Annotated in this window: 23 protein-coding genes and 3 pseudogenes; 16 read left to right on the plus strand and 10 right to left on the minus strand. The window is 57.5% G+C overall.

Annotated features, from left to right (window positions below; all coding sequences use genetic code 11):
- Positions 1-33 precede the first annotated feature (33 nt).
- Entirely contained in the window at positions 34-894 is an 861-nt protein-coding gene (locus ICA16_RS07195; protein ID WP_171057240.1) for a MurR/RpiR family transcriptional regulator, read from the minus strand.
- A 226-nt stretch (positions 895-1,120) separates the two neighbouring features.
- On the opposite strand from ICA16_RS07195, the gene zwf reads away from it, so the two are divergent.
- From zwf to ICA16_RS07215, 4 genes are all read left to right on the plus strand, one after another.
- Positions 1,121-2,587 (plus strand): glucose-6-phosphate dehydrogenase, encoded by a 1,467-nt coding sequence (gene zwf / locus ICA16_RS07200; protein ID WP_210700300.1) that lies wholly within the window; start codon positions 1,121-1,123, stop codon positions 2,585-2,587.
- Positions 2,574-3,287: a 6-phosphogluconolactonase gene (gene pgl, locus ICA16_RS07205; protein WP_210700301.1), complete on the plus strand. Its 714-nt coding sequence runs from the start codon at positions 2,574-2,576 to the stop codon at positions 3,285-3,287. Before zwf ends, pgl begins: the two co-directional genes overlap by 14 nt.
- A 17-nt stretch (positions 3,288-3,304) precedes the next feature.
- Positions 3,305-3,970, plus strand: coding sequence for a bifunctional 4-hydroxy-2-oxoglutarate aldolase/2-dehydro-3-deoxy-phosphogluconate aldolase (locus ICA16_RS07210; protein ID WP_150616133.1), 666 nt, complete (start codon positions 3,305-3,307; stop codon positions 3,968-3,970).
- Positions 3,971-4,282: 312 nt separating this feature from the next.
- Complete coding sequence (locus ICA16_RS07215; protein ID WP_210554121.1) at positions 4,283-5,008, plus strand: intradiol ring-cleavage dioxygenase; 726 nt, start codon at positions 4,283-4,285, stop codon at positions 5,006-5,008.
- Between the two features lie 5 nt (positions 5,009-5,013).
- Here ICA16_RS07215 and ICA16_RS07220 read toward each other — a convergent pair whose 3' ends face one another.
- Together ICA16_RS07220 and ICA16_RS07225 are read right to left on the minus strand one after the other, a co-directional pair.
- Entirely contained in the window at positions 5,014-6,195 is a 1,182-nt protein-coding gene (locus ICA16_RS07220) for an aminotransferase class V-fold PLP-dependent enzyme (RefSeq protein WP_210554120.1), read from the minus strand.
- Between the two features lie 31 nt (positions 6,196-6,226).
- Entirely contained in the window at positions 6,227-6,463 is a 237-nt protein-coding gene (locus tag ICA16_RS07225; protein ID WP_003227425.1) for a DUF3820 family protein, read from the minus strand.
- 204 nt (positions 6,464-6,667) lie between these two features.
- On the opposite strand from ICA16_RS07225, the gene ICA16_RS07230 reads away from it, so the two are divergent.
- Entirely contained in the window at positions 6,668-7,135 is a 468-nt protein-coding gene (locus ICA16_RS07230; RefSeq protein WP_150601613.1) for a PA2169 family four-helix-bundle protein, read from the plus strand.
- An 87-nt stretch (positions 7,136-7,222) separates the two neighbouring features.
- Here ICA16_RS07230 and ICA16_RS07235 read toward each other — a convergent pair whose 3' ends face one another.
- Both ICA16_RS07235 and ICA16_RS07240 read right to left on the minus strand, forming a co-directional pair.
- A complete protein-coding gene (locus tag ICA16_RS07235) occupies positions 7,223-7,693 on the minus strand; it encodes a MaoC family dehydratase (RefSeq protein ID WP_003227420.1) in 471 nt (156 codons plus the stop codon).
- A 42-nt stretch (positions 7,694-7,735) separates the two neighbouring features.
- On the minus strand, positions 7,736-8,680 hold the full coding sequence (locus ICA16_RS07240; protein ID WP_210554119.1) for an alpha/beta hydrolase: 945 nt from the start codon (positions 8,678-8,680) through the stop codon (positions 7,736-7,738).
- A gap of 199 nt (positions 8,681-8,879) precedes the next feature.
- Between ICA16_RS07240 and fadD2 the strand changes: the two genes are divergently transcribed.
- Positions 8,880-10,568, plus strand: a complete 1,689-nt coding sequence (gene fadD2, locus ICA16_RS07245; RefSeq protein ID WP_210554118.1) for a long-chain-fatty-acid--CoA ligase — start codon at positions 8,880-8,882, stop codon at positions 10,566-10,568.
- A 348-nt stretch (positions 10,569-10,916) separates the two neighbouring features.
- Positions 10,917-12,614: a long-chain-fatty-acid--CoA ligase FadD1 gene (gene fadD1 / locus ICA16_RS07250; protein WP_150601610.1), complete on the plus strand. Its 1,698-nt coding sequence runs from the start codon at positions 10,917-10,919 to the stop codon at positions 12,612-12,614.
- 220 nt (positions 12,615-12,834) lie between these two features.
- Here fadD1 and ICA16_RS07255 read toward each other — a convergent pair whose 3' ends face one another.
- On the minus strand, positions 12,835-13,212 hold the full coding sequence (locus ICA16_RS07255; RefSeq protein ID WP_150601609.1) for a hypothetical protein: 378 nt from the start codon (positions 13,210-13,212) through the stop codon (positions 12,835-12,837).
- Positions 13,213-13,407: 195 nt separating this feature from the next.
- Between ICA16_RS07255 and ICA16_RS07260 the strand changes: the two genes are divergently transcribed.
- The 3 genes from ICA16_RS07260 (at position 13,408) to def (ending at position 15,256) form a co-directional block, all read left to right on the plus strand.
- Complete coding sequence (locus ICA16_RS07260) at positions 13,408-13,599, plus strand: CsbD family protein (RefSeq protein ID WP_210700302.1); 192 nt, start codon at positions 13,408-13,410, stop codon at positions 13,597-13,599.
- 164 nt (positions 13,600-13,763) lie between these two features.
- A complete protein-coding gene (locus ICA16_RS07265) occupies positions 13,764-14,714 on the plus strand; it encodes a YihY/virulence factor BrkB family protein (protein WP_150601607.1) in 951 nt (316 codons plus the stop codon).
- Between the two features lie 2 nt (positions 14,715-14,716).
- The gene (gene def / locus ICA16_RS07270; protein WP_150616128.1) at positions 14,717-15,256 is read left to right on the plus strand and encodes a peptide deformylase; all 540 of its coding nucleotides are present in this window, start codon (positions 14,717-14,719) and stop codon (positions 15,254-15,256) included.
- An 82-nt stretch (positions 15,257-15,338) separates the two neighbouring features.
- On the opposite strand, the gene ICA16_RS07275 is transcribed toward def, so the two are convergent.
- Both ICA16_RS07275 and ICA16_RS07280 read right to left on the minus strand, forming a co-directional pair.
- Positions 15,339-15,755: a GNAT family N-acetyltransferase gene (locus ICA16_RS07275; RefSeq protein WP_210700303.1), complete on the minus strand. Its 417-nt coding sequence runs from the start codon at positions 15,753-15,755 to the stop codon at positions 15,339-15,341.
- Between the two features lie 279 nt (positions 15,756-16,034).
- Positions 16,035-18,944, minus strand: a complete 2,910-nt coding sequence (locus ICA16_RS07280; RefSeq protein ID WP_210700304.1) for a hypothetical protein — start codon at positions 18,942-18,944, stop codon at positions 16,035-16,037.
- A gap of 594 nt (positions 18,945-19,538) precedes the next feature.
- On the opposite strand from ICA16_RS07280, the pseudogene ICA16_RS28415 reads away from it, so the two are divergent.
- A pseudogene (locus tag ICA16_RS28415) lies at positions 19,539-20,312 on the plus strand (PAS domain-containing protein); the annotation flags it as partial.
- A 120-nt stretch (positions 20,313-20,432) separates the two neighbouring features.
- Positions 20,433-20,858 (plus strand): annotated as a pseudogene (locus ICA16_RS28420) (methyl-accepting chemotaxis protein); the annotation flags it as partial.
- A gap of 122 nt (positions 20,859-20,980) precedes the next feature.
- Here the strand turns inward: ICA16_RS28420 and ICA16_RS07290 are convergent.
- Positions 20,981-21,421, minus strand: a complete 441-nt coding sequence (locus ICA16_RS07290; RefSeq protein WP_150601600.1) for a PACE efflux transporter — start codon at positions 21,419-21,421, stop codon at positions 20,981-20,983.
- Positions 21,422-21,543: 122 nt separating this feature from the next.
- On the opposite strand from ICA16_RS07290, the gene ICA16_RS07295 reads away from it, so the two are divergent.
- Positions 21,544-22,416, plus strand: coding sequence for a LysR family transcriptional regulator (locus tag ICA16_RS07295; RefSeq protein ID WP_150601599.1), 873 nt, complete (start codon positions 21,544-21,546; stop codon positions 22,414-22,416).
- Positions 22,417-22,638: 222 nt separating this feature from the next.
- Here the strand turns inward: ICA16_RS07295 and gntR are convergent, their stop codons facing one another.
- Entirely contained in the window at positions 22,639-23,670 is a 1,032-nt protein-coding gene (gntR, locus tag ICA16_RS07300; protein ID WP_210554114.1) for an HTH-type transcriptional regulator GntR, read from the minus strand.
- A gap of 216 nt (positions 23,671-23,886) precedes the next feature.
- Here gntR and ICA16_RS07305 point away from each other — a divergent pair, with 216 nt between their 5' ends.
- The 3 genes and pseudogenes from ICA16_RS07305 to ICA16_RS07315 all read left to right on the plus strand — a co-directional run.
- Positions 23,887-24,420, plus strand: coding sequence for a gluconokinase (locus ICA16_RS07305; protein ID WP_150592911.1), 534 nt, complete (start codon positions 23,887-23,889; stop codon positions 24,418-24,420).
- An 82-nt stretch (positions 24,421-24,502) separates the two neighbouring features.
- Positions 24,503-25,855 (plus strand): GntT/GntP/DsdX family permease, encoded by a 1,353-nt coding sequence (locus ICA16_RS07310; RefSeq protein ID WP_042560582.1) that lies wholly within the window; start codon positions 24,503-24,505, stop codon positions 25,853-25,855.
- A 218-nt stretch (positions 25,856-26,073) separates the two neighbouring features.
- Positions 26,074-26,220 (plus strand): annotated as a pseudogene (locus ICA16_RS07315) (GntT/GntP/DsdX family permease); the annotation flags it as partial.
- Between the last annotated feature and the right edge of the window lie 160 nt (positions 26,221-26,380).

Below are 26,380 nucleotides of genomic sequence, written 5' to 3' on the forward strand. Positions count from 1 at the left end.
ATGCCGGATCATTCAATAAAGAATCATCAGCGATCAGTTGAATTCATCTCCAACCGGATACCGGCTCGCATTCAAGCTCTCTTTGATCTTGCGCAGATGCGGCTGGAAATCCACCCCGCGACGCAGCGTCATCCCGGTCGCCAACACATCCAGCACGGTCAACTGAATGATCCGCGAAGTCATCGGCATATAGATGTCGGTGTCTTCCGGCAATGGAATGTTCAGGCTCAAGGTGCTGGCCTTGGCCAGCGGCGAATTCTCGGCGGTCAAGCCCAGCACCGAAGCACCGTTCTCGCGAGCAATGCGCGCCACTTCCACCAGTTCACGGGTGCGGCCGGTGTAAGAGATGATCACGAACAGCTCACCGGTGTGCGCCACCGAAGCAATCATTCGCTGCATCAACACATCGGCATGCGCTGTCACCGCCAGGTTGAAACGGAAAAACTTGTGCTGCGCATCCAGAGCCACCGGCGCCGAAGCCCCGAGGCCGAAGAAGTGAATCTGCCGCGCCTGAATCAACAGGTCGACGGCACGGCTGATCAGGTTCGGATCAAGCGCCTGACAAGCGCTGTCCAGCGAGGCGATGGCGCTGCCGAAAATCTTCTGCGTGTACGCTTCGGGATTGTCATCAGCCTCGACCGCCCGGCTGACGTACGCCGCGCCGCTGGCCAGGCTCTGCGCCAGTTGCAGCTTGAGCTCGGGGTAGCCGCTGACGCCGAACGAACGGCAGAAACGGTTGACCGTCGGCTCACTCACCGACGCTGCCTGGGCAAGGGCGGCGATGCTGAAGCGGGTGGCCTGCTGCGGGTTGAGCAGGATCACTTCGGCGACTTTGCGTTCGGCCTTGTTCAGGTCTTCAAGGCGACTCTGGATCTGTTCCAGTAAATTTCGCACGCGATCCATATGGAATTCCTAATTCACCTGCGCAAAGGTGCGCCGGGCTATGCAAATTGGGCCTTTGATATCGCCCGTAACGGTGGCCTATCCTACTGATGGCTCCGACCGACCACCACACGGAATCTGTATTTTGCGAAAATGTTGTGGTTATTACTACATTTTCCCTTGAGTGATGCCTTGAAAAAAGGTATTTGTAGCTTAACTTGATAAAAGAACAAACATCATGCCTTCGATTACGGTTGAACCGTGCACCTTTGCCTTGTTCGGCGCTCTTGGCGATCTGGCCCTGCGCAAGTTGTTTCCTGCCCTTTACCACCTCGATGGCGCTGACTTGTTGCACGAGGACACGCGCATCATCGCGCTGGCCCGTGAAGACGGCAGCGAGCAGCAGCACCTGGCGTTCATCGCCGCCGAATTGCGCCGCTATGTCGGCAAAGAGTTGAACGAGGCCGTCGCCGAACGTTTTCTGGCGCGCCTGACCTACCTGCACGTCGACTTCCTCAAGGCTGAAGATTACGTCGCGCTGGCCGAAATGGCCGGCAGCACGCAACGAATGATTGCTTACTTCGCCACCCCGGCGGCGGTGTACGGCGCGATCTGCGAGAACCTGGCGAAAGTCGGCCTAGCAGAAAACACCCGCGTGGTCCTGGAAAAACCGATCGGCTCCGATCTGGAATCCTCGCGCAAGGTCAACGACGCCGTGGCGCAGTTCTTCCCGGAGAACCGCACCTACCGCATCGACCATTATCTGGGCAAAGAAACCGTTCAGAACCTGATCGCCCTGCGTTTCGCCAACAGCCTGTTCGAAACCCAGTGGAACCAGAATTACATCTCCCACGTGGAAATCACCGTGGCCGAGAAGGTCGGTATCGAAGGCCGCTGGGGCTATTTCGACAAGGCCGGCCAGCTGCGCGACATGATCCAGAATCACCTGTTGCAGCTGCTCTGCCTGATCGCCATGGACCCGCCGGCCGACCTGTCCGCCGACAGCATCCGTGACGAGAAAGTCAAAGTGCTCAAGGCACTGGCACCGATCAGCCCGGAAGGCCTGACCACCCAGGTCGTGCGCGGCCAGTACATTGCCGGTCACAGCGAAGGCAAATCCGTACCGGGCTACCTCGAAGAACCGAATTCCAACACCCAGAGCGACACCGAAACCTTCGTCGCCCTGCGTGCCGACATCCGCAACTGGCGCTGGGCCGGCGTGCCGTTTTACCTGCGTACCGGCAAGCGTATGCCGCAAAAGCTGTCGCAGATCGTCATCCACTTCAAGGAACCGTCGCACTACATCTTCGCCCCCGAGCAGCGCCTGCAGATCAGCAACAAACTGATCATCCGCCTGCAACCGGACGAAGGTATTTCCTTGCGCGTGATGACCAAAGAGCAGGGCCTGGATAAAGGCATGCAACTGCGCAGCGGTCCGCTGCAACTGAATTTCTCCGACACCTGGCGTAGCGCGCGGATCCCCGATGCCTACGAGCGGTTGTTGCTGGAAGTGATGAACGGCAATCAGAACCTGTTTGTCCGTAAAGATGAAATTGAAGCCGCGTGGAAATGGTGTGACCAACTGATCGCCGGGTGGAAAAAATCCGGTGACGCGCCCAAGCCGTATGCGGCCGGGTCGTGGGGGCCGATGAGCTCCATTGCATTGATCACGCGGGACGGGAGGTCGTGGTATGGCGATATCTGATGTGAAACTGCCGGCGGGCGTGAATGCCCACGAGTTCAAGAGCCCGGTGCTGTTGGCTGAAGGTCTGGCGCTGAATGTGGCCAAGCAACTGAGCGATGCCATCGCTGCACGCGGCAACGCGGTGCTGGTGGTGTCCGGCGGTCGCAGCCCGGTGGCTTTTTTCCAGCACTTGGCCAAGCAGGAGCTGGACTGGTCGAAGGTCATCGTGACCCTCGCCGACGAGCGCTGGGTGCCGGTTGAACATGCCGACAGCAATGCCGGTCTGCTCAAGCAGTATCTGCTCAAGGGGCCTGCGGCCAAAGCGCAATTCCTCAGCCTCTACAGCGCTGCGGCGAATGTCGAGCAGGCTGCCGAACAGGCTGACCGTTTGCTCGCTGAACTGCCGCCAATCGATGTGCTGGTGCTGGGCATGGGCGATGACGGCCACACCGCGTCGCTGTTTCCCGATAGCCCGAACCTGGCCGAAGCGCTGCAAACCGACGGCACGCGTCGTTGCTGGCCGATGCTGGCGCCGAGTGTGCCGCGTCAGCGCCTGACCATGAGCCGCGCGCTGCTGGCTTCGGCCGAACACAAGATTCTGTCGATTTCCGGTCAGTCGAAACTGACCACCCTGAATGCCGCTCTGGCATCCGATGACGTCGCGGCCATGCCGGTGCGCGCGTTTCTGCAACCTACGTTAGAGATCTACTGGTGCCCATGAGCCAAGGAACAGCCGCTATGACAACCCCATCCCCGACCGTTTCCATGGCGGACAAAGTTGCCCTGATCGACAGCATCTGCGCCAAGGCACGGATCCTGCCGGTGATCACCATCGCCCGCGAACAGGACGTGCTGCCACTGGCTGACGCCCTCGCTGCCGGTGGTCTGACCGCGCTGGAAGTAACCCTGCGTTCGCAGTTCGGCCTCAAGGCTATCCAGATCCTGCGCGACCAGCGCCCGGAACTGATGACCGGCGCCGGCACTGTGCTGGATCGCACCATGCTCGCGGCTGCTGAAGCGGCCGGCTCGCAATTCATCGTCACCCCAGGCATCACCCGTGATCTGCTCGAAGCCAGTGTCGATAGCCCGATTCCGCTGTTGCCGGGCATCAGCAACGCCTCCGGCATCATGGAAGGCTATGGCTTGGGTTATCGCCGCTTCAAGCTGTTCCCGGCTGAAGTCAGCGGCGGTGTGGCGGCGATCAAAGCCCTCGGCGGCCCGTTTGGCGAAGTGAAATTCTGCCCGACTGGCGGCGTCGGCCCGGCCAACATCAAGAGCTACATGGCGCTGAAAAACGTCATGTGCGTGGGCGGTAGCTGGATGCTTGATCCGGAGTGGATCAAGAACGGCGACTGGGCCCGCATTCAGGAATGCACCGCCGAGGCGTTGGCGCTGCTGGACTGATCAATACCTGACACTTCGTTGTGTGTTCTACGGCTTTACGGTGCGCTTGGTCGGTGCACCGTTTTTTTTTGCCTGTAGAAAACGGGCGCTCCCTTGTTTAAGAACAACATCAAAAGATCGCAGTCTGCGGCAGCTCCTACAGGAAGCGTGACAGTTTTTCTGTAGGAGCTGTCGAGTGAAACGAGGCTGCGATCTTTTGATCTTGCTTCTAATGAAGCAGGTCATCGGTTACTCAGCGATACATAGTTACCGCACGGCGATTTTTCCGTGGCGCTAACCTTGCGTTCATCTTATGGAAGAGAGGACGTACTCATGGAGCGAGATCTCGCATCAGCCTCACAGCAGTCTGTGTATCAACTGGCCCCCGAGCAAATCGCCGGGCCCTTCTTTCGCAACCCCAAACTCTTGCGGCGCAACATCAGCGAAGGTGCTGAAGGGATACCGCTGGTCCTGCGCCTGACCATCGTTGATGCCATGACCGGTGAGCCCGTCAACGGTGCGTTGGTGGATATCTGGCATTGCAACGCACGAGGCGCGTACTCAGGCTGGAGCCGACTCAATCCGGACATGGAAGTCGATGTCGCGGCCATCGGCTCGATTCCGCGCACGGACGATGACACTTACCTGCGCGGCAGCCAGTTCTGTGATCACTTGGGGCGCGTGCGGTTTACCACCGTCTATCCCGGCTTCTATGCCGGGCGCGCGCTGCACATTCATGTGGCGGTGCGCATCGTCGCCGGTAATGAATACCTGGAGGAGCGCAATGTCGCCTGGGTCGGCCAGCTGTATTTTCCCGAGGTGATTTCCCGTTCAGTGCTCAATGCCCGAGCCTATCGCGGGCGAGCGTCATTACCGCTGAACAACGCCGAGGACGTTCTTTTTGCCCGCCAGAACGGTGAAGCCTCGACGCTGACGGTCTGGCCGATCGGTCGAGAGTCTCACGAGGACGGTTTTTTCGGCCACCTCACCATCGGCATCGACACCTTCGCGGTGTCGTCGCAGATCAAACCCGAGGACTTCGACAAGTACACGGTTTAAGCCAGTCAACGCAGCTCGTTGAGCGCGCGGGTCAGTAACTGCATGTCGGTGGCGGTGGTGGTCACCCCCGGCGTAATGCGGATGCATGACCCGCACGCGGCGCCAGTGCGCACCACAGTGAAAAGCTTGTATTCATTAAGCAGGCGCTCGGCCATCAACTGTTGATCGTCATGGCGGGTGAAGCGCATCGCCGTGATCCCGCAATACAGTCGCGGATCATCCGGAGTCATGACTTCGATACCTGGCAAGTGGCGCACGGCGCTGACCCAAAGATTGCGCAGGTAATTGAGCCGCGCACCTTTGGCCGCAGCGCCGCCGAGTGAACGGTGTTCCTCGAACACCAGCGGCAGGGTCATCAGCGCCGGGATGTTCGGCGTGCTGTACGACGTGCGTGCGCGGATATCGTTGCCTGGGTAATGTATCTCGCCCATGTCCGGATCGATATCGGCCAGGCGTTGCGGGGCAATATAGAGAAAGCCGAGGGTCAGCGGCGCGCCGATCCATTTGTGCAGGTTATAGCCGGCGAACGCGATGCCCATCGCTTCGAGATTGAATTCGAGCTGACCCAGCGCATGGGCGCCGTCGAGGATGATATCGACGCCATGTTCCTTGGCCAGCGCGGCAATCGCCTGTACCGGCATCACCAGGCCGGTGCGGTGGGTAACATGGGTCAGCGCCATCAACTTGAGTTTCGGGTGGCGAATGAACGTCTCGCGATACGTCTCCAGCAGGCTGTCGAAGCTGGCCGGATGCGCGTGGGCAATCTCGATCACCTCGACGCTGCGATGCTTGCCCAGCCAGCGCATGGCGCCCTTGACCGTGTCGTATTCCAGATCGCAAATAAGCACCTGATCGCCCGGTTGCAGGCGATTGTAGTTGCGGATCAGCGATTGCAGGCCTTCGGTGGCGTTGCGGGTGAACGCGACACTTTGCGCACGCACGCCGATCAGCTCGGCCAGTTGCGCTCGGATATCGAGGTTGTCGTGCTGTTCGAAGCGTTGACGCACATATACCGAATTGCTGTTGTTAATCAGCTCGATGTTGCGCTGATACTCCTCGATCACCGTGCGCGACATGCGCCCGAAGTAACCGTTCTCCAGGTTTATCGGCGCGGATTGAGCGTCGTAGCGATTGCCGAACGTTTGCCAGAATTCTTCATCACGGGCGCGGCGGGTGTTATCAGGCATGGTCGACTTAACTCTGATAGAGAAGGGCGCTTCAGTGGCGCGGGGCAGGTTTGCCGTGTTTGGCGCGCAGTGGTTCGAGCAAGTCCGAGAGGCCGTTGTGGTCGATCTCCTGCATCAATGCCAGCAAGCCACCGAGTTCGCCGTGAGGAAATCCCTCACGGGCAAACCAGTTAAGGTAAGGGCCCGGCAGGTCGGCAATGATTCGGCCCTTGTATTTGCCGAAGGGCATTTCGCGGGTGATCAGCAGTTCGAGTTTTTCTGGGTTCATCGGTTTTCGTCTGGATTCAAATCAGATTGAAAAATACAGGCATTCTGCATGCAGGCCAAATGACAGATCATGCAAATTACCGAGATACAGATAGTTCATTTATCTTTAAGTTGTTGATTTATAACGATTATTTAAAAATAAAAAAGCTGGCACGCACTCTGCAATATCCCTTGCATCTTTCATCAACCCGCAAGGAATTGAAAAATGACCGACGTAAATAAAGAAGCCATCTCTGTACTGAACGACCTGATCGAAACCAGCAAAGACGGTCAGGAAGGGTTCAAGACTTGCGCTGAAGACATCAAGCATCCAGAACTGAAAACCCTGTTCGTGACTCGCTCTGCCGATTGCGCCGCTGCCGCTGCCGAGCTGCAAGCTGAAGTTCGCAAGCTGGGTGGCGATCCGGAAACCTCCACCAGTGTCAGCGGTGACCTGCACCGTCGCTGGGTCGACGTCAAAGCCATGTTTACCGGCAAAGACGAAGAAGCAGTGCTGAACGAAGCCGAGCGCGGTGAAGACCATGCACTGAAGGCTTACAAAGAAGCCCTCGAAAAAATCAACAAGCACAACCTGGTCGGTATTCGTGATCTGGTTGAACGCCAGTACCACGGCGTACAACGTAACCACGACCAGGTGAAAGCCCTGCGTAACCAGGCTCGCGCACGTTCGTAAGCGTTCGTAGGCTGTATAAAAAACGCCAGATAGTCTGGCGTTTTTTTATGTCTGGGGGGAAAGATTTTCCTGACACAGCGCAACCAATCAGCCAATGCTAATCGCCGGCAACGTCGGCAACGTCACCGTCTGCTGCTTGCGCGGCGCCAGAATCTCGGCCTCGCCATCCACTACCAACTCATCACGCTGGTTGAACACGCGAGTGGCAATGCGCACGCGAAACTTCGGCAGCTTCTCGAGAATTTCCAGACGCACCGTCAAGGTGTCGCCAATCTTCACCGGTTTCTGAAAGCTCATCTGCTGACCGATATAAATAGTGCCCGGTCCAGGCAGTTCGCATGCCACCGCCGCACTGATCAATGCACCGCTGAACATGCCGTGGGCGATGCGCTCCTTGAACATGCTGGCGGCGGCGAATTCGGCGTCCAGGTGCACCGGGTTATGGTCGCCTGACATCGCGGCGAACAGCTGAATGTCACGCTCTTCGACAGTCTTGCTGTAGCTGGCGGTCTGGCCGACTTCAAGGGCTTCGTAAGGGATGTTGGTAACCTGGGTCATCGGTCTCGATTCCTGTGATGGATTGGATCAATCCACAAAAAATTATTCGCTGCGCTGAGGGCGTGGATGGCTCAGGGTCTGGTCGATCCAGGCCAGCACATCGGCGATCACTTCGTCGCGATTGGTTTCGTTGAACAATTCGTGCCGCGCCTGCGGGTAGATCTTCAGTTGCAGGTTCTGGCTGCCGGCCGAGCGCAATGCATCAGCCAGGTCTTTCAGACGTTTGCCATCGCTCACCGGATCACATTCACCACCGATTACCAGCAATGGCAGGCCCGGAGCGATCTGGGCGAGATTGGACGCTTTGCTGATTTGCTGCAAGCCGCCGAGCAAGTCGATCCACAGCTGATTGGTGCAGCGAAAACCACACAGTGGGTCGCTGGCGTACTTGTCGACTTCAGCCGGGTCGCGGCTCAGCCAGTCGAACGGTGTGCGCACCGGTTTGAATTTGTTGTTGAACGAGCCGAACGACAGCCACTCGATCAGCGCGCTGCGTCCTTTGCCGCCCTGGCGCAGCTTCTCCACACGGGCGATCTGCCGCGCCGCGCCATAGAGCGCCACCGGTTGGAAGTTCGAGCCACTGAGAATCGCCCCGTGCAGGCTGGCGCTGTGGTGCAGCAAATAACCCTGGGCGAGGTAGCTGCCCATGCTGTGCCCGAGCAGGATGATCGGCACGCCGGGATGCTGCTGGCCGATGTGCTGGTTGAGACTGGCCAGATCACCGACGACTTTGCACCAGCCGTCGTCATCGGCGAAATGGCCGAGGGTGCCGTTATCGGCGGTTTTGCCATGTCCACGCAGATCCGGGGCGTACACGCCATAACCTTTGTCGCAAAACGTGTCGGCTAATCGGGCGTATCGAGCGCTATGTTCGGCCATGCCGTGGGCCAGCAGGATCACCGCTTTGAGCGGCCCCAGCGGCAGCCAGCGATTGACGTACAGGCGGCTGCGGTCACTCGCGTCCAGCCATAGGGTGTCGTGGGTCATGGCGATTCCTTTGCTCAGAGTCGGCACATTGTATAGCGCGTCTGATCAGCCCACGCCACGGCACGAAGATTCACACGATCAATGAGGACCTCGCCCATATTTGCCTGAATGGCCATAACTGCTAGTGTCCGTGAAGCTCCGCTTTTTCAGAAATGACAGAAAGCGGCCCGGATCGGCTCAGGTAAAGAGGACAAGAACAATGCAACCTGATTTCTGGAATGACAAACGCCCCGCCGGCGTACCGCTGGACATCGACATGGGGGAATTCAAGTCGGTGATCGAGGTGTTCGAGCGTTCCTGCAAGAAGTTCGCGGATCGCCCGGCGTTCAGCAACATGGGCGTGACCTTGACCTACGCCGAGCTTGAGCGCCAGAGCGCAGCATTCGCCGGTTACCTGCAAGCGCATACCGATCTGGTGCCGGGGGATCGCATCGCGGTGCAGATGCCCAACGTCCTGCATTACCCGATTGCCGTGTTCGGTGCGTTGCGCGCCGGGCTGATCGTGGTCAACACCAACCCGCTGTATACCGCGCGGGAGATGCGCCACCAGTTCAAGGATTCCGGTGCGCGGGCGTTGGTCTACCTGAACATGTTCGGCCAGAAAGTCCAGGAAGTGCTGGCCGACACCGACATTCAATACCTGATCGAGGCGAAGATGGGCGACCTGATGCCCACCGCCAAAGGCTGGCTGGTCAACACTGTGGTCAGCAAGGTTAAGAAAATGGTCCCGGCATATTCACTGCCGCAGGCGATCTCCTTCAAGAGCGCGCTGCGCATGGGTCGCGGTCTGGGCATCAAGCCGCTGAAGGTCGGCCTCGACGACATCGCCGTGCTGCAATACACCGGCGGCACCACAGGCCTTGCCAAGGGTGCAATGCTCACTCATGGCAATCTGGTGGCGAACATGCAGCAAGTGCGCGCCTGCCTTGCGCAACTCGGCCCCGATGGTCAGCCGCTGTTGCGCGAAGGCCAGGAAGTGATGATCGCGCCGCTGCCGCTGTACCACATCTATGCATTCACCGCGAACTGCATGTGCATGATGGTCTCGGGCAACCACAACGTACTGATCACCAACCCGCGGGACATTGGCGGGTTCATCAAAGAACTGAAGAACTGGAAATTTTCGGCGCTGCTGGGGCTCAACACCCTGTTTGTCGCGTTGATGGAGCACCCGGATTTCAAGACCCTGGATTTCTCCACACTGAAACTGACCAACTCCGGCGGCACGGCGCTGGTGAAGGCGACCGCCGAACGCTGGGAGCAGATCACCGGTTGCCGCATCACTGAAGGTTACGGCTTGACCGAAACCTCGCCGGTGGCTTGCACCAACCCGTACGGCGACCAGTCGCGTCTGGGCACAGTCGGTTTGCCAGTGCCGGGCACGCTGTTGAAAGTGATCAACGATGACGGCGTCGAGCAGCCCATGGGCGAGCGTGGCGAACTGTGCATCAAAGGCCCGCAGATCATGAAAGGCTATTGGAACAAACCCGAAGCCACCGCTGAAGTGCTGGATGCCGAGGGCTGGTTCAAATCCGGCGACATTGCGGTCATCGATCCGGACGGTTTCGTGCGTATCGTTGATCGCAAGAAAGACATGATCATCGTTTCCGGTTTCAACGTGTATCCGAATGAAATCGAGGACGTGGTCATGGCCCACCCGAAAGTCGCCAACTGCGCGGTGATCGGTGTGCCGGACGAGCGTTCGGGCGAGGCGGTGAAGTTGTTCGTGGTGGCGCGGGAAAATGGCGTCAGCCTTGAAGAGCTGAAGGCTTACTGCAAGGAGAATTTCACTGCATACAAAGTGCCCAAGCACATTGTGTTGCGTGAGTCGTTGCCGATGACGCCTGTCGGGAAAATTCTGCGACGTGAGTTGCGCGATATCGCATAAAGAGCAAAAGCGCAAAGATCGCAGCCTTCGGCAGCTCCTACAGGAAACGCATTCACATGTAGGAGCTGCCGAAGGCTGCGATCTTTTGCTTTCAAGCCCCGGAATTCAGGGGCCTTAGAGGTGTTCTAGGATTTTTGCTCTAAAATGACTGCTAGAAAGTCTTGAGTCACCAATGTGACTGTGGAGGCCGCTTTTGGCTCTAGTCGACCCTCGGCAAAGCTGCTACTCTCGGCGCGCTTTGTGACTTCTCGGCCTATATACAAGCCAGATTCACCAATACAAAACACACACCAATAATAATCGCATCAAATGCGGTGAAGAATTCGCGTTGCTGAGGAGTGGGCTTCCATGATCGAAGACTTTTGGAAGGATAAGTACCCGGCTGGAATCGCTGCCGAGATCAATCCAGACGAGTATCCGAACATTCAGGCAGTGTTGAAGCAATCCTGCCAACGCTTCGCCGACAAACCGGCTTTCAGCAACCTGGGCAAGACAATCACCTACGGTGAATTGTACGAATTGTCCGGTGCGTTTGCCGCGTATCTGCAACAGCATACCGATTTGCAGCCCGGTGATCGAATCGCCGTGCAACTGCCCAACGTTCTGCAATACCCGGTGGCCGTTTTCGGTGCCATCCGCGCCGGGCTGATCGTGGTCAACACCAACCCGCTGTACACCACGCGGGAAATGGAACACCAATTCAACGACTCCGGCGCCAAAGCGCTGGTGTGCCTGGCGAACATGGCGCACCTGGCCGAAGCCGTGGTACCGAAAACCGGCGTCAAACACGTCATCGTCACCGAAGTCGCCGACCTGCTGCCACCGATCAAGCGCTTGCTGATCAACAGCGTCATCAAGTACGTGAAGAAAATGGTCCCGGCTTATCACTTGCCAAAAGCCGTCAAGTTCAACGACGTGCTGAGCAAGGGCCAGGGCCAGCCTGTGGCTGAAGCCAACCCGGACAGCGGTGATGTGGCGGTGCTGCAATACACCGGCGGCACCACCGGCGTGGCCAAAGGCGCAATGCTGACCCACCGCAACCTCGTCGCCAACATGCTGCAATGCAAGGCGCTGATGGGCTCCAACCTCAATGAAGGTTGCGAGATCCTGATCACGCCGCTGCCGCTGTACCACATCTACGCGTTCACTTTTCATTGCATGGCGATGATGCTGATCGGCAACCACAACATCCTGATCAGCAACCCGCGCGACCTGCCGGCGATGGTCAAGGAACTGTCGAAGTGGAAGTTCAGCGGTTTCGTCGGCCTGAACACACTGTTCGTGGCGCTGTGCAACAACGAAGGTTTCCGCAAGCTGGATTTCTCGGCGCTGAAAGTCACTCTGTCTGGCGGCATGGCCCTGCAACTGGCCGCTGCCGAACGCTGGAAAGCGGTCACCGGTTGCGCCATCTGCGAAGGTTACGGCATGACCGAAACCAGCCCGGTGGCCACGGTCAACCCGATCCAGCACATCCAGATCGGCACCATCGGCATTCCAGTGCCATCGACCTTGTGCAAAGTAATCGACGATGCCGGTGTCGAGCAGCCGCTGGGTGAAATCGGCGAGCTGTGCGTCAAGGGCCCGCAGGTGATGAAGGGTTACTGGCAACGTCAGGACGCCACCGATGAAATGCTCGACAGTGACGGCTGGCTGAAAACCGGTGACATCGCGCTGATCCAGCCGGATGGCTACATGCGCATTGTCGATCGCAAGAAAGACATGATTCTGGTCTCCGGTTTCAACGTCTACCCGAACGAACTGGAAGACGTGCTGGCGACCCTGCCGGGCGTGTTGCAGTGCGCAGCCATCGGCGTGCCGGACGAGAAGTCGGGCGAGGCGATCAAGATTTTCATCGTCGCCAAGCCTGGTGTGACGCTGACCAAGGAAACGGTGATGGAGCACATGCGCGCCAACGTCACCGGTTACAAGGTGCCGCGCTCGGTGGAGTTCCGCGATGCGCTGCCGACCACCAACGTCGGCAAGATCCTGCGCCGCGAACTGCGCGACGAAGAGCTGAAGAAGATCAAGGCGAAGAACGCCGCGTAAACAAGAAGCCCCGCAGATGCGGGGCTTTTTGATTCTATGCCTTTGTAGCGAGGGGATTTATCCCCGATCGGCTGCGCAGCAGTTGTAAACCCGATGAATGCGGTCTGCCTGACAGAACCTGGGTGGCAGTTTTGGGGCTGCTCCGCAGCCCATCGGGGATAAATCCCCTCGCCACAGAGAACCGCCAGGCCACAGGGATCAGGCTCTGCGCGAGAGTTGGTTACTGCCGAAACGGCGCAAAGTTCACGTTAGTCCCCGCCGGACGCATGTCCTGCAGATACGAATCCTTGTCCGCACTCAATTCCAGGCTCAACGCAGCCTTGCGCTTGCCTTCATTACGAATCACCAGCCCTTCCAGCTTCTCACGCAGGAACACCGTCGGCACTTTCAGGTGCAGCAGTTCGTCGGTGTCCGGTGTGTGCATCAGCAGGTGAATCCACTCGTACTGACCAACGGCCAGACGCGCCACCGGCAGATCGAACCACCAGATGTTGCGGTTGCGGTTCAGTTCGGCGAAGTGGCAGTTGTTGGTGCCGAGCACGGCACCGCCCAGTTCCTGGTTTCTACGGGCAATGGCCTGCTTTTTATCGAGTTTCATGACATTCCTGCGGGATCGGTTATCTGGCGCACGGCGCCCATAGGTGCGCATTCTCGGGGCTGGGCGAGCAAACATAAAGCCCAACCTGCACGCCGCGACGAAATGAGCCGCTAAAAATAAATGAAACTTGGCGCAAACGCGGCCAGTCAATCATTACGTACTGACTTTCCCCTAATTGCACCAAGGAGAAACACCATGAGTAGCACAGGCGATAAAGTAAAAGGCATGGCCAACGAAGCGGTCGGCAACGTCAAGCAAGGCGTCGGTAAAGCTACCGACAATGAAAAACTGAAAGCCGAAGGCAAAATCCAAGAGAAAAAAGGCGAAGCCCAGCAAGCCGTTGGCAAAGCCAAAGATGCAGTGAAGAACACCGTAGACAAGGCGTAATCCGGCCTTGAACGAAAGACACGAGCGGCCATCCAAGGATGGCCGTTTTTGTGTCAAAAGCCTGCGGTTATCCTGCAAGGGTCGCCAAACAGGCTACCGTGATGTAAAAAACGGCCCCTGAGTCGCCACGACTTCAACCTGTATTGCGGCGAAAGGAGACGCGAATGATTTTTCCGGACATGAAAGGTCTGCCCCTGCACCGGGTGATGGTGCGCACGGTCACTGAATTCATCGACGACGAGATGTCGACGTACGCCTCGGCACTGGCCTATCAGATGCTGTTCTCGCTGTTCCCGTTCATCCTGTTTCTGATCGCCCTGATCGGTTTCCTGCACCTGCCGGACTTCTTCTCCTGGCTGCGCCTGCAATCGGAGCTGGTGCTGCCACCGCAAGCGCTGGAGCAGGTCAACCCGGTGATCGATCAGCTGCAGCAGTCCAAGGGCGGCTTGCTGTCGGTGGGTATCGTCATTGCCCTGTACACCGCGTCTGCCGGCGTGCGCCTGATGATGAGCGCAATGAACGCCGCCTATGACGTTGTTGAAGGCAGACCTGTCTGGAAGCGCTTCCCGCTGTCGATCGTCTACACCGTCGGCATTGCCGGCATGTTGCTGGTGGCGGCGGCCCTGATGGTGCTCGGGCCGCAGGTGATGGGCTGGATCGCCGCCCAGGTGGGGCTGGAGGAATTCATCGTCACCCTATGGACCATCGCGCGCTGGCCGGTCATCGTGATTCTGATGATGGTCGCCGTGGCACTGATCTACTACGTGATGCCGGACGTCAAACAGGAATTCCGCTTCATCACGCCGGGTTCGGTTTTGGCCGTGGTGGTGTGGATCATTGCCTCGTTGGGTTTTGCGTTTTACGTCAAAACCTTCGCCAACTACAACGCGATGTATGGCAGCATCGGGGCGATCATTGTGCTGTTGCTGTACTTCTACATTTCCGCTGCCGTGCTGCTGCTCGGCGCGGAGATGAATGCGGTGATCGAACACATGTCGAGCGAAGGCAAGGACGCGGGCGAGAAAGTCCCCGGCGAACTCGATGAACATCCCAAACAACACGTCTCGGGCCTGGGTCGCGATCACTCGATCAAGCCGGACACTGATGAAGCCTGACCATGATTCGTGAAATTCTGAAAATGGGCGACGAGCGCCTGCTGCGTATCGCCCCGCCGGTTCCGCCGGAAATGTTCGACAGCCCGGAGCTGTGGCAACTGATCGACGACATGTTCCAGACCATGGAAAGCGTCGGCGGCGTCGGCCTGGCCGCGCCGCAGGTCGGTGTCGATCTGCAACTGGTGATCTTCGGTTTCGAGCACAGCGAACGTTACCCGGACGCCGAAGCGGTACCGCAGACCATCCTGATCAATCCGCTGATCACGCCGCTCAATACGTTGACGGAAGAAGGTTTTGAAGGCTGCCTGTCGGTGCCCGGTTTACGGGGTGCGGTGGATCGCTTTCAGCTGATTCGCTACGAAGGCTTCGATCCGAAGGGCGAGCCGATTGTGCGCGTGGCTTCAGGTTTCCATGCGCGGGTGGTGCAGCATGAATGCGACCATTTGATCGGCCGGTTGTACCCGTCGCGGATCACCGATTTCAGCAAGTTCGGTTTTACCGAAGTGATGTTTCCGGATCTCGATCCAGGCGCAGACGACTAAAGCCAAATCAAAAGATCGCAGCCTTCGGCAGCTCCTACAGAGATCCGTGTAGGAGCTGCCGAAGGCTACGATCTTTTGATCTTTATTGCCCTGCATTCAACCCCATCGCAATCATCGGCTTGCTCCGCGCATACCGGCTCAACCGCTCCGCCATCGCCTGGGGCAGGGCAGGGTCGGCACTGAACCCGCGTCGCTCATAAAACCCGCGCAAATCCGGATGGCAGAACAGCCACACCGGCTCTGTCACATCCTTCACCGCCATGCTGATCAACTGCGCAGCAACCCCCTGCTCACGACACGCAGGATCAACAAACAACCCCGTCAACCACAGCCCACCCGCCACCGGCCGCAAACATAGCGCCGCAACAATGTCGCCACGCCGAGCCACCCACAACTGCGCCTCGCGCACGGATTTCATCGAGGATTGGTGGCTGCGGTAGAACTTGTTCATCAACGGCCATAACGACTCGTCGAGCAGGCTGTACTGGGTGTCGGGCATGGGATCTGACTGGCGGTGGGGGAGGCGGCGATTATAAAAGAACGCGCGTCACTGGATAGGTGTATACCTGAGCCTACAGCCCTGTGAGTGGAGTATTTGACATGTCCAAAGGTATGGATTCAAAGAAAGCCGCGAAGAAGAAACCGGCCAAGACCGCGATTGAGAAGCGGGCGGAGAAGAAGGCCAAGAAAGTGGATGTTTTTGGGCATTGAAAGCCAATAACAGCCATTACGGGATACCGTAATGGCTGATCAGGTTTGGCGGGTAGTAGCTGCTAAGTTAGTATTTTCTTATCCGAAGGTTATCTACCTTAATAACATTGTCTATGGTGTGTCCAATATAAACGTACACGATAATTTGCGAAAACGCTGCGAGAAATATGCTAGACCTGGACTGCCATTTAGTGGTGGCCGGAAGAATGTCTTTGTAAATCTGGTAGGGCTGTGTAATGAGAGCATTTACGTCAACTGCGCATTGGTAGTCAAAGCTAAATATATACGGTTCACCACTATCAACCTCAAATGTTTTTTTCAAAGCTACATAATAAGAGGGAGGGCTACTGCTGCTTGGGATTGACTGAACGAAGAATTCCCCTTCTTCTTCACATATCTCTGCTTTGGGAAAATTTTCAATCAGTGTCCACCGATGCCAATCGTACCCTGTGAAAGTTGATAGTTCATCCAACCCCGCCTTCACCGTATAAACCCTGGCCTCACACTCCACCGCATCACTCACCATAGCCTCTCTAAAAAATCCCACCTTCAACACAATCGCAACCGTCGAATCCGCCTTGCACTCACGCAACCACGCCACCTCGGCCGTATAACTCAACCCGGCTCCCTGATCATGCGCCGTACCCACAAACTGATCTTTGGAACGTGAAGTCCCGTCGGTTCTTTGTTCCTTGTAACTTAACCAGATCGGCAGGCCGCTGCGCTGGAACGGCCACTTGTCGCACAGCACCTTAGTAGCATTCGTAATCAAACTCATTTGCAGAACTTCTCCCGAGAACCCTTCCAACAATGGTTTCGGCATGCTCCGTTGTAACAGTTCACCAATACGCAACTCCAGCGTTTGCGCAGGTGTAGGCGCTCGGGTATTCAGCACTTTGTATTCAATCAAAACACTGCGTTTTAAATTGGCGCCAGTGATAGCTGGCGCAATATTGAAATCAACGCGCTGCTGGCCGTTGACCGGTTTACGCTGTGGCGTGGTCGAGCCGTCTGCGGGGCGGCCGGTGATTGTCAGTTCGATCTCGCTGCCGGGTGGAACTTCGGCGGAATTGAACCTGACGGTAAAGCCGTGCTGGTGTTGATTGGGATCAAGTATGAGATCGGGTGCTTCAACGACTTCGGGCGGTGGCAGTTCGGCCTGTGGCTTGCCGATATTCAACTTCAGTTCGGCCGAGGTCCCCATCATTTGGCCATTGCGCTGCAGGGTGTAGCTCGCCATCACCGTGCCATTCAGGTTGTTGATCACATACGTTTTGGGCACAGTGAATTTCACCGGTTTTCCCACCGTGTGCGACGTCAGTTCGATGAAGTCACTGGTGCTTCCGTCAGTGGTCGAGCCGCGCCACCGATAGGTCACGCAATCCCCCAGGATTGTGTTGGTATGTGGCACAACCAATGTGGCGCCCGTCGGTGGAACATGGTCCGGATCGAGCGTGCCGTCCTGCCCGGCTTCTTCTACGTGCGGCCGCTCAAACTGGGGCAGTGACACACCTACCTGCATGTAAAACACCTGCGAGTCGCGCACATCAAGCAGTACAGCGTCATCGTTCGCCACCCGATAAAACACCTTCACGCGCAACCCGGTGAACCGACGAATTACGGCGTTGCTGACGCTGCGCAGAATAGGCTCGTTCTCGGGGACATTACCGACTGGCCGCGAATCGTCGTAATAAACGATGGTGCCATTGGGGTGTCGCGCCTCCATGATCAGCGTCAGTTGATCGCTACCCTTGCGGCCCGGATATGCAGCGATCTTCGCCGTTGCCCAAGGTTCATCGGGATCCAGAATGCCGCCCGGCGCCTCAACTACCGAGGGCGCCGCCAGATGGTTGATCTGCCCTTCAACAGTCACGCTGGTATTTTTCGACGGCCTGTCCGCCACGCCCGCTCTTTGCAGTATGTAACCCACTGAAGCCCAGCCTTTGGCGATGGCTTTGACCGAGGCGTTGGGAATGACGAAATCGCAATGGAACGGCACATATTCGACTGTCTGCTCCAGTGGCCCGACGATGATCGGCTGACCGTTGGGCGCCGTGCCGGTCCAGGTCATGACGACCTTGTCGCCTACGGCGAAGTCATTTTCCGGGGTATAGATCCAGACGATGACGTTGATATCCCCCAGTTTCGCAAGATCAATGGTCGACACCGGTTTGCCATCGACCAGCACCAGCGCTGCATTCAAGCGATTGCCTTTCAGGTCCACCAGTACACGGGTGATTTTCGCCCAGGGCGCACGCTCGTCGGGGTAGTTGCCGACGCGGTCGATCACTTGATAGGTCACCGGGACGTTGGCGCCATCGCCGTGTTTCTCGATGGTTGCTTTGTCGAAGGTGACGATAATCGGGTGGTTGGCCGGGTCGTCGATCTGCTGCTGGGTCACGGGGTAATAAGTGACCTGCTGGCTCCCCCAGCGGCAAATGATGCAATCAAACGTCGCCATGTTTTCGTAGGGCTCGATGCGCATCTGGATTCCGCGCTCGGCCATGCCGGGATCCACCCCGTTGGACAAGTCCGGTATGAGCGTGTAATTGAGGCCGGAGTGGCCTTCTTCAGGGCTGTCATCGAAGCCGCCCGGGCGCGTCGTCTTGACCAGCATCGTCAGCACCGGCTGGTAACTTTCCTCGGCCTGGCCCACGCGCGTTACGCTGTAAAACATCTGCGCGTCACCATCGATAACAAAGCCTTGGGGAATGGTGATGACGACCCGTTCCCCCACCTGGTTTTCGTCTTCGATAATGATGCTGCGCACCGGCGTCGAGAGATTGCCCCAGAAACATTTGAGCTCATCGCCAATGCTCATCACCAACCAGGGATTGAAGATGATTTGTAAATCGCCCTCGAGCGCGCGTACCGGGATACCGCCGTCGTAGTGCTCTGGTGTGCTCAGATCGGTACTGCCGACAATGAAGGGGCGATGAAGCGCGAGCGGATTGTTTTCATCGTGCGGCTTGATCATGGCGACGTTCCTTCGTGTGTGGCTGCGAGTAAAAGAGCAGCTGGAGCTCTGATCAGAAGGGAATGGTGCCGTTACGACAACTGTCAGGTCTGACAGGTAGAGGCTGGTTTCCGACGAATGGTGGCGCTTGACTCTGGATAGATATTTTTTGAGACGTCTTCGCTGAACCGTTTCTTGTGCAAAAAGTGCCAGATACTGGCCGACTAGTGGCCTTGCGCAAGACTTCGCGCTGGCTATGCTGACACCTAACTAACTATGTCGACCGTCATGCCAAAGCGTGCCGAGTCCATAGGGTTAGTACGTGATTCATGCTGCCAGAGTGCGCAACCCGAGGCACCGACACCGAACCAACAAGGAGCGACACCTAAATGGACTTTCTTCAACACGTTAGGGCTGGCCCTCAACCGGGCTATCAAGAGAAGGATGTCTTGATTAGAGCGTTGCTGCATGGACGTTCCGATTGATCATCATTTATCACCTGACAACTTCCTCCCATGGAGGAAGGCGTGTGCCTGTTCTGTGGAACGTAGTGGTGGATTCTGAAAGACCTGAACTTTCATCAAATCAAAAGAACGCGCGGAAGGTGATACAACCATGTTCAACCTACATCACAAGGCTGACCTGAAGGAAATCGAGCGCTTCAGCTGCGCCTTGACTGAAACCAATGCCAAGTTGGCGGCGATCAGCCGTTCGATGGCGATGATCGAGTTCAGCCCCGATGGCATTGTTCTGGATGCCAATGAAAACTTTTGCAAGACCATGGGCTACGGTGCCGAAGAAGTGCGCGGCAAACATCACCGGATCTTTTGCGAAGAAGCGTTTTATCGCAGCGAGGATTACGCGAAGTTATGGCGTGACCTGGCTCGGGGCGAGCCGATCAGCGGGACGTTCCTGCGTTTGAACAAGAGCGGCAGGGAAGTCTGGCTAGAAGCCAGTTACATGCCGGTCTATGGCCCGGACAAACAAGTAAAAAGTGTGATCAAAGTGGCGGCGGACATTACCGCGCGGATCAACAAGGAACATGAAGAGGAAAGCATGCTCGCGGCGATTGGTCGCTCGATGGCGGTGATCGAGTTCACGCCGGAGGGCAATGTGATTACCGCCAACGAAAACTTCCTCAAGACCACGCAATACACGCTCAACGAAGTTGTCGGCCACCACCACAGCATGTTCTGCCATCGGGCCGAAGCCGAGTCGGTGCAATACAAGGCATTCTGGGCTTCGCTCAATCGCGGCGAATATCACTCCCATCGCTTCGAGCGCAAGAACAAGTCCGGGCAGATGGTTTACCTCGAAGCTTCGTATAACCCGTTGTTCGACGCCAAGGGCCGCTTGTACAAAGTGGTCAAGTTCGCCAGCGACATCACCCGCCAGATGACCACGTTGCAGAATGCCGCGGAATCGGCCCACAGCACTTCGGTACAAAACGACGCCTGCGCGCAAAAAGGCTCACAGGTCGTGCAGCAAACGGTGCAGATCATTCAGGACATTTCCCGCGACCTCAACGAAGCGGCGGTCAGCATCGATGCGGTCAGCAAGCAGTCGGACATCATCGGCACCATCGTCCAGACCATACGCGGCATCGCCGATCAGACCAATTTGCTGGCGCTGAACGCGGCCATCGAAGCAGCGCGGGCCGGCGAACATGGGCGGGGTTTTGCGGTGGTCGCGGATGAAGTGCGCAGTCTTGCTGCGCGCACCAGTCAGGCGACGCTGGAGATTGTTGAAGTGGTGCGCAAGAACCATGACTTGTCGTTGAGTGCGGTTTCGAGCATGCAATCGAGTTTGAGCCGCACCGGGCTTGGGGTTGAACTGGCGAATGAGGCGGGGGAGGTGATCCTGGAGATTCAGCAAGGCTCGCGGCATGTGGTAGATGCGATCAGCCAGTTCAATGAGACCCTGCAACTGAACTAGCACCGCATAGCAACTGTAGGAGCTGCGGCACGCTGCGATCTTTTGATCTTTTAAATTCAAGATCAAAAGATCGCAGCGTGCCGCAGCTCCTACATCATGTTTCCATTGCAGTGGCTGACGATTTATGCCGCCGCAGGGGAATCCGGCAACGCCGAGGCAGGCAGACCAAACACCCGATCAAACAGCCAGTTGAACGCAAACGTGTAGCAAGGGATGAAGATGATCAGCGCCAGATCCAGCAGGAACGCCTGCACCAGACTGATATTCATCCACCACGCGATCAACGGAATCAGGAACACGATCAACGTCAGTTGAAAGCCGATTGCGTGGGCGATGCGTCGTTTTACGGTGCGGGTGCGTGACTGCTGACGACTCTCCCAGTGCTCGAACATCGAGGTATAGATGAAATTCCAGGTGACGGCGATGGTGGTGATGATCACCGCCAACGGCCCGGTGCTGCCCGGCGAGGTGCCCGACAACAGGGCCAGACCGAGGGCGGAAAAGGTCATGCCGATCACTTCGTAGAGCGATACATAGACCAGTTTGCGTTTGACGCCTTGCATGCAGATTTGCCTCTTTCTTGCCATTTGTTGGCCAGTGGGACTGGCGGAGGCGGCGAAAGATAGCTTCAATAGGGCTGACAGAAAAAGTCAGAAGCTTTCAGTTCTATTGATAGGTTGACCCATTGAATTTCAACAGCGACAGCATTGAACTGTTCCTTGCGGTGATTGAACGCGGCTCGTTTTCCGCTGCCGCCCGCGCATTGGGCAAAGTCCCGTCGGCAGTGAGCATGGGCATCGGCAACCTTGAAGCCGAACTCGGTTATTCGCTGTTTGATCGCAGCCATCGCGAACCGCAACCGACGGCGATGGCGCTTTCTCTGGTACCGCACGCACGGCTGATTGCCGGGCAGCTCAAGCAACTGCAAGTGCACGCGGTGGAGTTGTCGTTGGGGCTGGAGAGCAAGTTGTCGATCGGCGTGGTCGCGGACATCGACCGTCGGCGTTTGCTGGCGGCGATCAAGGCTATTGCCGAGCGCCATCCGCTGCTCGACATCGAAGTCCTGACGGCGCCGCAGGATGATGTGCTGGCGATGCTGCACAGCGGTCGCGTCAGTGTATGCCTGGCGTTCGCCGGGTTGAGCATGAACGTGCTGGAGCGCTTTCAGTTTGTCGGCAGCGAACGGATGATCGCGACGCTGGCGGCGGACAGTCCGTTGTTGCAGGGACAGGATCTGTTTCTTGAAGACCTGGTGCACGTACGGCAGATCTTCGTCGCCAGTCGTGACTTGCCGATCAGTGAGACGCGGCCGTTAGTGGCTGAATCGCACTGGCGCACCGATACCCTGGAAACCGCGATGGAAATGGTCGAGGCGGGATTGGGCTGGGGTAATTTCCCGCTGTCGGTGGTGCAGTCGCGACTGGATGCCGGGCGTTTGAAACGGCTGAATTTTCGCAACATCGAAAATGGCCTGGTACTGCCGGTACACGCGGTATGGCTCAAGAGCCAGCCGTTACAGAAGGCTGCATTGGCGTTGGTCGAATTGCTCGGCCACTAAGCCCCGCACAAATTGCGGGGTAAACCTTGGGCTTGTGTGCGCCACAGAAACCTGTGGGAGCTGGCTTGCCAGCGATAGCGGTCTGTCAGTCAATAATGTATCGACTGACGCACAACCCCCCTGTAGGAGCTGCCGAAGGCTGCGATCTTTTGATCTTGATCTTTAACAACAAGATCAAAAGATCGCAGCCTTCGGCAGCTCCTACATGGACCCGAGGCAGGCTCAGGTGCTTTCGCGGATCTTCAGTTCGAAGCCCATGTCTTCCACCGGCCGTGCCACGTTGTTGCCCGCCATCAACGTCAGCATCTGCTCCGCTGCGCGCCGGCCAATCGCCTCACGCGGGGTGTTGATGCTGCTCAGGCGCGGCACCATGTGCTCGGACATCGGCAAGTCGTTGAAGCCCAGAATTGCCACTTGCTCAGGGATTTTGATGCCGTGGCGCAGCGCCTCCAGCAATGCACCTTGTGCCAGGTCATCGTTGCCGAAGAAGATCGCATCGACATCCGGGTGCGCCGCCAGCAATTGCAGAAACAACTCGCCACCCAATCCCACCGACGAAGCACGCGGCGTCAGCATTTCCAGATCCGGGTCATAACGCCCGGCCTTCTGCAACGCTTTGCGAAAACCTTCGCCTCGCAGCAACGTGCGCTGATCAAGTTGCGCACCGATGTAAGCCAGACGTTTGCGCCCACGGGAAAGCAAATGCTCTGCCGCCGTTTCGCCGGCGCTGAGCTGGGAGAAGCCGACGCAATTCACGCCCGCAGCGCTGTCCAGTTCCATCATGTACACGCAGGGAATGTTGCTGGCCTCGATCATTCGCCGCGAACTTTCGGTGCGATCAAAACCGGTCAGCAGAAACCCGCGCGGCTGATAAGCCATGTAGTTGCGCAGCAGGTTTTCTTCTTCATCACGGGAGTAGTGGAAGTTGCCGATCAGTACTTCGAAGCCCTTGGGCGTCAAAACCCGATGAATGGCTTCCAGCGTATCGATGAACAACAGGTTGGACAGTGACGGCACCAAAACCACTACAGAATGGCTCTGCGCCGAGGCCAAAGCACGGGCGGCAGGGTTGACCACGTAGTTGAGTTCTAGGGCGGCCTTGCGGACTTTTTCCACCAGTTCGGTGGCCACGGTGCTGACCCCGCGCAAGGCACGGGATGCGGTAATCGGGCTGACGCCGGCAAGGCGAGCAACTTCATTGAGGGTGGGACGGCCGGTGGTCCGGGTATTTTTATCGTTTTTAGGAGTGGTCATCGGGCGGCTTGCCAAACAAAAATCAAGGCACTAAGGTAGCGCTGTCCTGATGCAGCTGCAAATGCGTAAGCGAGGTCCTGCCTGATCTTCGCTTTTTGGTGTTGGGAACAAACCTGCTGCAACCCAAAAAAACGACAAGAAGGCGTCGGCAACTTCTATCTGTGCACTAGAGTCATAGCTTGCAAAGGTAGCGCTGTCTGCGCGCTGAGGTGTTTCATGAATCATCCCATCACCGCCCTGGTCATCATGGGCGTTGCCGGTTGCGGCAAGACGTGCGTCAGCGAGGCCCTGTGCCAATTGAGCGGCGCCACTGCCATTGAAGGCGATACTTTCCATCCGGCCGCGAACATCGAAAAGATGAGCGCGGGGATCCCCCTGAACGACGACGACCGTGCCGGCTGGCTCGACAGCCTGTGCGAGGAGCTGCGCCGCGTTGACGCCACGGGCCAGCGCCCGGTGCTGACCTGCTCGGCCCTCAAACACAGTTATCGCGAAATCCTGCGCAGTGCCTTGCCGGGCCTGGGCTTCGTGTTCCTTGAGTTGACCCCTGAAGTTGCCGCCGAGCGTGTGTCTCATCGTCCGGGCCACTTCATGCCGGCCACGTTGATCGAAAGCCAGTTCGCCACCCTCGAATCGCCCAAAGGCGAGCCGTTGACCCTGGCGTTGAACGCTTCGATCCACAGCGTCGAAGAACTGGCAGAGCAAGCTCACGTCTGGTGGCAGGCCAATGGCCTGAAACAGGCGGTATGAGTGTGTTCATGCAGATAGCGCTGTCCTTACGACTTCTGATTAACCCGCTTTAATAACAACAACAAACCAGGAGACACCCCCAATGTTTGGCATGTCCCACGACGCCTACCTGCTGCTTGATGCAGTGGTCACGGTGATCGGACTTATCATCCTGATCACCAAGTTCAAGATTCACCCCTTCATTGCCCTGACCATCGCCGCCGCATTCCTCGGCCTGACGTCCGGCATGCCGATCGGCACCATCATCAAAGCGTTCCAGGACGGCTTTGGTGGCGTGCTCGGTTTTGTCGGCATCATCCTCGCGCTGGGCACCATGCTCGGCAAAATGATGGCCGAATCGGGCGGGGCAGACCAGATTGCCCAGACCCTGATTCGCGCGTTCGGCAAGGACAAAGTCCAGTGGGCAATGATGTTCGCCGCGTTCCTGGTGGGCATTCCGTTGTTCTTCGAAATCGGCTTCGTGCTGCTGATTCCGCTGGTGTTCATCGTTGCCCGCCGCACGGGCGTGTCGATCATCAAGATCGGTATCCCGCTGCTCGCCGGCCTGTCCGCCGTGCACGGTCTGGTGCCACCGCACCCGGGCCCGCTGCTGGCCATCGGCGTATTCGGTGCTGACATCGGCAAGACCATTCTCTACGGTCTGATCGTTGCGCTGCCGACTGCAATCATTGCCGGGCCGATCTTCGGTACGTTCATCGCCAAACATATTCCGGGTCACCCGAATCAGGAGCTGGTCGATCAACTGGCCCGCGAAAACGATACCGCTGTCCTGCCGAGCTTCAGCATCACCCTGATCACCGTGCTGCTGCCGGTATTCCTGATGCTGCTGAAGACCTTCGCTGACGTGGCGCTGCCGGACGGTAACTTCTTCCGCACCTGGATGGACATGATCGGTCACCCGATCTCGGCACTGCTGCTGGCGTTGCTGCTGTCGCTTTACACCTTCGGTTACAAGCAGGGCATCGGTTCCAACCAGATCCTCAAGTGGCTGGATGCGAGCCTGGCGCCGACCGCCGCGATCATCCTGATCATCGGTGCCGGCGGTGGCTTCAAGCAGATGCTGGTGACCAGCGGCGTGGGCGACGTGATCGGCCACATGGCGGTCAGCGCGCAGATCTCGCCGATCCTGCTGGCATGGCTGGTGGCGGCGGTGATCCGTATTGCTACCGGTTCGGCAACGGTCGCGACCATCACTGGCGCGGGCATTGTGGTGCCGGTGGTCGGGATGGTTCCGGGCGTTAACCGTGAGCTGCTGGTGCTGGCCACCGGTGCCGGTTCGTTGATCCTGTCCCACGTCAACGACGCCGGTTTCTGGCTGGTGAAGCAATACTTCAACATGACCGTGGCTGAGACGTTCAAGACCTGGACGGCGATGGAAACCATCCTCTCGGTGGTCGCGTTGGGCTTTATCCTGCTGTTGTCGATGTTCGTTTAACAGTAAACGCCAGACACAAAAAAACCGCAGCGATGCGGTTTTTTTGTGGGTGAAACCTTAAGGCTGAACACATCCCCCTGTAGGAGCTGTCGAGTGAAACGAGGCTGCGATCTTTTGATCTTTGAAAATCGACAGCAAAAGATCGCAGCCTTCGGCAGCTCCTACAGGAGATCTACGTTAGCTGCTGGATTTCGGGGCTAACCCATCCGCCCGGAACATCCCGCGAATCCGACGCCGGTTTCTGGCTGGTGAAGCAATACTTCAACATGACCGTGGCTGAGACGTTCAAGACCTGGACGGCGATGGAAACCATCCTCTCGGTGGTCGCGTTGGGCTTTATCCTGCTGTTATCGATGTTCGTTTAACAGCAAACGCCAGACACAAAAAAACCGCAGCGATGCGGTTTTTTTGTGGGTGAAACCTTAAGGCTGAACACATCTCCCTGTAGGAGCTGTCGAGTGAAACGAGGCTGCGATCTTTTGATCTTTTTAAATCAACGTCAAAAGATCGCAGTCTTCGGCAGCT

Source organism: Pseudomonas anatoliensis, from assembly GCF_017976235.1.
GTDB lineage: Bacteria > Pseudomonadota > Gammaproteobacteria > Pseudomonadales > Pseudomonadaceae > Aquipseudomonas > Aquipseudomonas anatoliensis.

Coding starts and splice junctions, on each gene's coding strand:
- zwf (WP_210700300.1), top strand. CDS start 1,121: ATGCCTTCGATTACGGTTGAACCGTGCACCTTTGCCTTGTTCGGCGCT.
- pgl (WP_210700301.1), top strand. CDS start 2,574: ATGGCGATATCTGATGTGAAACTGCCGGCGGGCGTGAATGCCCACGAG.
- ICA16_RS07210 (WP_150616133.1), top strand. CDS start 3,305: ATGACAACCCCATCCCCGACCGTTTCCATGGCGGACAAAGTTGCCCTG.
- ICA16_RS07215 (WP_210554121.1), top strand. CDS start 4,283: ATGGAGCGAGATCTCGCATCAGCCTCACAGCAGTCTGTGTATCAACTG.
- ICA16_RS07220 (WP_210554120.1), bottom strand. CDS start 6,195: ATGCCTGATAACACCCGCCGCGCCCGTGATGAAGAATTCTGGCAAACG.
- ICA16_RS07225 (WP_003227425.1), bottom strand. CDS start 6,463: ATGAACCCAGAAAAACTCGAACTGCTGATCACCCGCGAAATGCCCTTC.
- ICA16_RS07230 (WP_150601613.1), top strand. CDS start 6,668: ATGACCGACGTAAATAAAGAAGCCATCTCTGTACTGAACGACCTGATC.
- ICA16_RS07235 (WP_003227420.1), bottom strand. CDS start 7,693: ATGACCCAGGTTACCAACATCCCTTACGAAGCCCTTGAAGTCGGCCAG.
- ICA16_RS07240 (WP_210554119.1), bottom strand. CDS start 8,680: ATGACCCACGACACCCTATGGCTGGACGCGAGTGACCGCAGCCGCCTG.
- fadD2 (WP_210554118.1), top strand. CDS start 8,880: ATGCAACCTGATTTCTGGAATGACAAACGCCCCGCCGGCGTACCGCTG.
- fadD1 (WP_150601610.1), top strand. CDS start 10,917: ATGATCGAAGACTTTTGGAAGGATAAGTACCCGGCTGGAATCGCTGCC.
- ICA16_RS07255 (WP_150601609.1), bottom strand. CDS start 13,212: ATGAAACTCGATAAAAAGCAGGCCATTGCCCGTAGAAACCAGGAACTG.
- ICA16_RS07260 (WP_210700302.1), top strand. CDS start 13,408: ATGAGTAGCACAGGCGATAAAGTAAAAGGCATGGCCAACGAAGCGGTC.
- ICA16_RS07265 (WP_150601607.1), top strand. CDS start 13,764: ATGATTTTTCCGGACATGAAAGGTCTGCCCCTGCACCGGGTGATGGTG.
- def (WP_150616128.1), top strand. CDS start 14,717: ATGATTCGTGAAATTCTGAAAATGGGCGACGAGCGCCTGCTGCGTATC.
- ICA16_RS07275 (WP_210700303.1), bottom strand. CDS start 15,755: ATGCCCGACACCCAGTACAGCCTGCTCGACGAGTCGTTATGGCCGTTG.
- ICA16_RS07280 (WP_210700304.1), bottom strand. CDS start 18,944: ATGATCAAGCCGCACGATGAAAACAATCCGCTCGCGCTTCATCGCCCC.
- ICA16_RS07290 (WP_150601600.1), bottom strand. CDS start 21,421: ATGCAAGGCGTCAAACGCAAACTGGTCTATGTATCGCTCTACGAAGTG.
- gntR (WP_210554114.1), bottom strand. CDS start 23,670: ATGACCACTCCTAAAAACGATAAAAATACCCGGACCACCGGCCGTCCC.
- ICA16_RS07305 (WP_150592911.1), top strand. CDS start 23,887: ATGAATCATCCCATCACCGCCCTGGTCATCATGGGCGTTGCCGGTTGC.
- ICA16_RS07310 (WP_042560582.1), top strand. CDS start 24,503: ATGTTTGGCATGTCCCACGACGCCTACCTGCTGCTTGATGCAGTGGTC.